Here is a 6,305-nt window from a genome sequence, read left to right as displayed (position 1 = left end):
AACTGTAATTTTTGTGACAGGATTCATGAGTGTTCTATTAGGAGTTAATAATATTTCTAGGCAAGCAATATTATATCCTTCTAGAACACTATTGTCTTTATATATCAATATGTTATTGATGTTACGCGAACACCGAAACTTTAGTAGTTAACAACAGTCCGTGTCTCAATAGTTTCCTTTTCGTGCTGCGTAGTTTGAACAACGACTGTACTCTGGAGCTCTCGCATCGATGCACTCGATTGAGTGATGTTATCGCTCAATTTTTGCACGGTACTGGCGGCGATATCTCGGCTTCCCTGACTGTCCGAATTCGATCCACCGAGAGAGCCTGCCAAACCTGCAGCAACTCCAAACATGCCCAATGTTCCGGCTATACCTGTTGAAAGAGCAGCTCCAGCCATGAAGCTGCTTCCTTCCTGATACTCTTTGATCGCCGCATTGACGGTTTCGGTAATCGTGCGATCGCGGCGCTGGTTATGCACGAGCTGCTCGCTTGCTGATGTATCTTCGGCACGACTGCCCACATCGCGCCGCGTCCAATCGATGACCGCCAAGTTGACTGACTCCCCTGGTGCCAATGGCAAGCTATACTGAATTTGTCCTAATGAGTGGCCGAGGGGATACCATGCCACACGATATTCATGGGCAACTCCAAATTTTACTTTTCCTTGCGTTTCAGGTGGCAGGTCATTGGGATGGATATCTGAGAGACCTACTATCTGATAAAAATAAAATTCCTGCAGTGCAATGTTCGCCGGTAAAAGGCTCTCACAACCGTCTTCTCCCAGTAAAGTGCTTGGATTAGTGGCAAAGGACGCAGGAGATAATCGCCAGTCTGTCAGGCTAGGGTTCTGCATAGCAGCAATCCCTAAATTTTTGACGAATTCGCACACCTTTGGTTGGCAAAGTACTGGGTCTAATTCTACGTCAAGCTCGATCCGGGCAACAATTGCGTCATGGGCAAAGCGCACCTGCTCCAGTGCGTCAATGCATTTTTCTTCTTGAGCCATCGGATAAAGCCAGATAGAAGTCTCTGTCGTAATATTTGGATTGCGACGGCGTGCTTCAAGCGCAGAAGCAACGGCACTAGCCACATCTGGAGGAAGGCGGGTCAGATCAAAAGAAAGGTATCCTGCATGGTCGGTTGCTAGGACACCCATGGGATGGGCCCAAACGATCTTTTGTAGTTGGGCATTTTGATCTGCTAAATGAAGGTCATTGTGTTCTTTAACGTAGGCACGGATTGCTGCCTCAAGAATCTGACGAGATGCTTCAGGATCATTAGAACTGATTTCATTATTTTTGTTGATTTCTTTAGCTTTTGTAAAGATTCCAGTGATGAGATCTGATACTTTATTGCTGTCACCAACTAGTGCATCGATTGTTTCGGGAGACAGTAAAGATGACAAAACATCACAAAGAGGATCAGTAAATGCATCCGGTACCTGGATGTCGCGCGAGTACCTTTCTGGATTTGAGGAACTTCGGTAAAGGAATTTCTTATAACTATCCTTGATAGTCTCTTTTAGCTTGCATTCCAGCTTGGGCGATGGTACATAGGCTACGACTCCCACTTCTGCATAAAACGGTATCCGTGCGATCGGGTGACCAGTCTTTTGATCCACAGCAAACAAGCTAAGGTGAGTTTGTTTGAGCTTGTAGGTGCCGCTGATAGCAGTATGTATTCGTGGATCACCTGAAGATGAAGCGACTGAAATAGATTTCACATTTTCTCTGTCATTAGACGATGGTGCTTGAGCGCCCATAGCGCTCGTGCTCATTACTCGGAATGATGAAGCAAATTGCTCGGCCTCGTGTGCAGAGGGTACTTGCCGGCCTGCACACTGGCACACTGCGGAATATTCCACTAAGTCACCGTCACGCAAGGTACTACATGGAAGGCAGGCTTTAAAATACTGTGTGTCCCCTACGTGCCGCACCGGTTCGGCAGCTATATTTGTCACATGGCCACCATTCACACGGTAACTAAGCTGAACCTGGTTGCTTGCATCTGCTGGTTCTACACCGATCATAAGATTGACATCAGAGCCAGGTTCAATGGTGCCACGTGCAAGGTGTTCATTGGGCTCAACCCATAAACGCATATGGTCATGCTTGAAACGCATCTTCAGTTTCCTTTACTTGAAACTTGGTTCAATCAATGATTCTTATTGAACTAGGCAATCTTATTCTATTTAACCGAAGGGTTATTATTTATAGGTCGTAATGGGACGATCGCCTCTGGTTTATCTATGACAAGCCGGATTTGTTCGACAACCTCAAGAAAGGCATCCTTCTCTACTTTAATCAACTGAACAGAAATGTCGACAGGTACAGCGAGCATTATGCCATCGCTGGTTAATGACATCATGACACCTGTCCTACCTTCAAGAGTTGGAGAATAAGAAAATCCTTTTGTGAGAAAATCACTGATTTCAGCGAACTCAGTATCAGACGCATTCTGCCTCCCCATTTTCGCTTGAGTGAACAGTTCAATCGATACCACAGCTGCGTAATTACCTACGCACCTATTGTGCACTAATTCAGTTATACCCTGCCTAACGCTTTCTGCGACAGACTGATTCTTAGGTAGCTCTGAGGATAATGCTTCCAAGAGGCCGGTTTGTTTATTCAAATGCTTGGCTTCCACAGCGCCTAATTTACCGCTAACGTTATTACCTAATAGAATGATAGCATCCTCTGCATTGGCAATTTGAACGGCCGCATCCCTCACTAGGCGGTTGAGTACGTTAACGTCACCGAATTGCTCCCGCTCCACCTTAATCTCACGAGATAGCGTGACAGGAGTGAGATTCTGCTCGTCGATTGAGACAGTTAGCGGGCCATTATCATCTGCAGTGATCTTGTTACGGACGATATTTCGTGCCCACTTACCTTGCTCTCCATAGAGCTTTAGTAGAGGACGCATCACATGATTTTCTTTTGCTACATCATGGGCAAGTTGATTGAGGCTTTCCTTATAAGCATCCCAGTTAAATTCCAAGCTATCATTAGCCATTTGAATTCTCCTCTTCTCATAAAAAATCTCTTACGGGTACAGGTTTGCTGCACGATATCAGCCTACAAGGCAACCTAATGGGACGCTATTTGGCGTATACTAATCGTAATCATGACTTCTGCATGAAATATTGTCAAATTTGGTAATAGCTAAGGTGATCAAGCAGTCAACTCCTATTGAGGAACTGTTGGAGAAAGGAGTCTGTAGGGTTAGGCCTAGATTCGTAGTACACAATAACAACCACCCACCTGTTTCCCGGTGAATTCCCGCCCTCAAGATCAAAACATTGCTATTCTGTTCGGAAACAGGACTTCTGTTCGGCTCCTTATTCCACCACCAAAGACCAACCCCTCATCCGGTTGGTATTTTCACCTACTCTCGCGTGTTTGCGCAGGCTCATGCGGATTCTTGCGGACTTCGAGGTTTCAAGAAATCCCACAAATTCACTCATTTTTTCTCTCTTGCGCCATTATTCTCTCCACCCCTACCCGTCATTCAAGTGCAGAGCCCACAAGCTTGTATTTTTTACGATAAAAATCAATAGATTATGCTCTAACTCATCAAACGGTTTATTTTCAGTATTGGCTACCCGGAATGTAATTCACATATCTAAGTTCTTTGCATTTCGTGCGGACATAGCTTGATTGCCATGCGAACTAATAACTTCCCAATATGTCAACCAAAGTGTAAACTGCCAAACTTGATGTCAATTGGAGAGTGCTATGGGACAAAAAATGAAGAACGCACCGGTGTATTTCACCATTGCCCAAGTTCGGCATAATCCCGTCTTGCGCTTGAGTTCATACGCACCCGACATCCAAGATCGTATGCGGAAAGCTGGCTACCCCGACTTTAAAAAGGGTGTTTCTATGTCATTTACACTGACTCAACAAATAGGAGATACCTCACAACCACATACTCCCGTCGTTGAGCCGGTTGAGAGGCTGATGTTTTTCAGCACAGACAGTACAAAAGGATTCATTGTCGAGCAGAATGCTTTGTCTTTTCATACGACTGAATACGATACGTTTGAGACGTTTTCTGATGAATTCATGCGAGGCTTGGCTATCGTGCACGAATGTGTGACGCTAGCTCATACAGAACGGATTGGCCTACGATATCTTGATGCAGTTGTTCCTCCTACAGGTGAAGATGGTTTACCTGATTTTCTAGCCCCCGGCATCTTGGGGCTGAGTAGTAGACTACCCAGTAATGTTCGAGTGTCCCACTCGTTCTCCGAAACACATATACAGACTGACAAATGTAACATCCTAGCAAGAACGATCATTCAACCGGGGCCACTTGGATTTCCGATGGATCTCCAGCCTATAGGTGTCAAAATTGCCAACCGCTTTAGTACAATCGACGGTGTTCATGCAATCATCGACACTGATGCTTCAATCGAAGGGCGCTATTCTTTTGACCTCGAACACATAAAATCTCAGCTGAAAATACTGCGAGAAGGTGTTGGCATTGCATTTGAGGCAGCAGTAATGCCACCTGCTGTATCGGCCTGGAGTGACTGATAAAATCGGGAGATAAATTATGTATGCAACCTATCAAGTAGACAAGCCCTCACAACCAACAACCCAGACCACTTTTGTTAAGGACGATGTCTACTCTCTCACAACCATCCAATCAACCAATTTGCGTGGACGCATCCTGACCTACTGCGTTGCCGGAACATTTGGATTATTATCGCCCACCTATTTACATGCTAGTGCCGCCACAGCAAACTGGCACATCAATCAGATCGAAATTAATGGAGAGCATAAAGCTACCGCAGATCCAGTTAGCGCTTCTGCTCGAGATATTTCGCATATACGAGAAGTCACGAAGATCTCGGTTTCCGAACTCGCCAGAATCCTTGGCGTGTCACGGCAGGCTGTCCATGAATGGATCAAGGGAGGTCCTCTAGCCCCTAAGAATGCTCAGCTGCTCTCGGAATTAGCACAGGTAGCCGATATCTTCCTAGAGTCGGGAATTGATGTCACCCCTCAGATACTTCGTCGAAAGATTGGCGGCGGGCAGTCTATTTTAGAATCTTTGAAACAACATGGTAAGGCTGTTGAATTAGCGCAGGCGCTAGTTGATACCCTGTCGCGCGAGTCGCAGCAACGTCAGCGCCTGGTTGCTAGACTTGCAGGGCGACCCAATCCTCCCTTAACCGACATCGACTTTGGTACGCCACATGTCAATGAAGACGTGTAAGTGATCAGTAAATGGCAGTCACCGATCGGCAACTTTTATGGCGTCAAGGCGATGTCCTAACCGATGAAGCGGTGAAAGCACTCAATCTACAGAATTCAGAAAATACGGATCAGTCTTTTGTGGTTGTCATTTCTCACGATTGTGATCTAGCCGCAGGAGCTGACAAAGAACCAAATTCTGAAGTGATCATTGGTCGGCGTATCGATAAGCTGGGCGGAGATTCATACGGCAAGACAGCCCGACGACTTCATATCGAGTACCAAACGGAGAATGGGCCACTCACGATTGAGCTATTAGCAACCACAAAACGACTAATAGCTAAATCAAAATTATTTGCGACACATCCACGCCAAGATGTGTGGTTAGATGGACGTGGTATCGGGATTCTCCAGAGATGGCTCGCATCCCGCTATCATCGAGCTGCATTTCCTGAGGCCTTTGAGCATCGCCTGCGAACAGCAGCTATTCCAGGAAAAAAAGCTTTCCTCAAGAAAATAGAAAACATTCTGGATGCTGGAGGGGAGCATATCCGAGCGCTATTATTCGATCTTGACGAAGGCAAGGATGTTGAGCGTAAAACCCCGGAAGATCTTTATCAGCTTGGAATCATCGTCTTGTACGACAGCTCTCAGGATGAGCCGAACGCAGCAATCGCTGCCACGAAGGCAGCGGAAGAATTAGAAGACCTTTTCGAGACAGCATTTCATTCGCCAGAAGTCGGATGGCTAAATATTTGCCTTCAGTATTGCGACCCGGTGTCAGACAGCGCGATAACTGTTGCCCAGAGAGAAATGCTCAAGCAATGGCGTTTGGAGCACATGAGTCTACAGACCGATCCACCACAGCCCATGATCACCATCTAGTATTTAGTTGGTCCTGAAATACCCCTAAGCATTTGATATTAGTTATAAATAGTGTCAGCCCGAAAACCCCATTTTTTCGACAGTGAGTTGCCTAATTTTTAAGCGCTTCCTAGAAGTGCAATGAAATTATTCCTTCAAATATGTTCCTAATTGTGTTTTTTAAGAGAATTCGCATAAAAAACACGAATTTCACCCAGCACCCATCTCTGATT

Annotated in this window: 5 protein-coding genes; 3 read left to right on the top strand and 2 right to left on the bottom strand. The window is 45.7% G+C overall.

All coding sequences use genetic code 11. The annotated features are described in order from the left end of the window. Positions 1 to 140: 140 nt before the first annotated feature. Both C8R30_RS15260 and C8R30_RS15255 read right to left on the bottom strand, forming a co-directional pair. Positions 141 to 2,105 carry a hypothetical protein gene (locus tag C8R30_RS15260; RefSeq protein ID WP_146162708.1) on the bottom strand — a complete coding sequence of 655 codons (1,965 nt, stop codon included), beginning with the start codon at positions 2,103 to 2,105 and terminating at the stop codon, positions 141 to 143. Between the two features lie 86 nt (positions 2,106 to 2,191). Then, a complete protein-coding gene (locus C8R30_RS15255; RefSeq protein ID WP_107790520.1) occupies positions 2,192 to 3,019 on the bottom strand; it encodes an encapsulin in 828 nt (275 codons plus the stop codon). A 722-nt stretch (positions 3,020 to 3,741) separates the two neighbouring features. Between C8R30_RS15255 and C8R30_RS15250 the strand changes: the two genes are divergently transcribed. The 3 genes from C8R30_RS15250 to C8R30_RS15240 are packed head-to-tail and all read left to right on the top strand — an operon-like array spanning position 3,742 to position 6,093. After that, positions 3,742 to 4,545: a TIGR04255 family protein gene (locus tag C8R30_RS15250; RefSeq protein WP_107790519.1), complete on the top strand. Its 804-nt coding sequence runs from the start codon at positions 3,742 to 3,744 to the stop codon at positions 4,543 to 4,545. Positions 4,546 to 4,564: 19 nt separating this feature from the next. After that, the gene (locus C8R30_RS15245) at positions 4,565 to 5,230 is read left to right on the top strand and encodes a hypothetical protein (RefSeq protein ID WP_107790518.1); all 666 of its coding nucleotides are present in this window, start codon (positions 4,565 to 4,567) and stop codon (positions 5,228 to 5,230) included. An 11-nt stretch (positions 5,231 to 5,241) separates the two neighbouring features. Continuing rightward, positions 5,242 to 6,093: a hypothetical protein gene (locus C8R30_RS15240; protein ID WP_107790517.1), complete on the top strand. Its 852-nt coding sequence runs from the start codon at positions 5,242 to 5,244 to the stop codon at positions 6,091 to 6,093. The last annotated feature ends 212 nt before the right edge of the window (positions 6,094 to 6,305 follow it).

Source organism: Nitrosomonas nitrosa, from assembly GCF_003051105.1.
Taxonomy (GTDB): Bacteria; Pseudomonadota; Gammaproteobacteria; order Burkholderiales; family Nitrosomonadaceae; genus Nitrosomonas; species Nitrosomonas nitrosa.
Note: the sequence above shows the minus strand (reverse complement) of the source record. Positions and strands in the feature narration are given on the sequence as shown.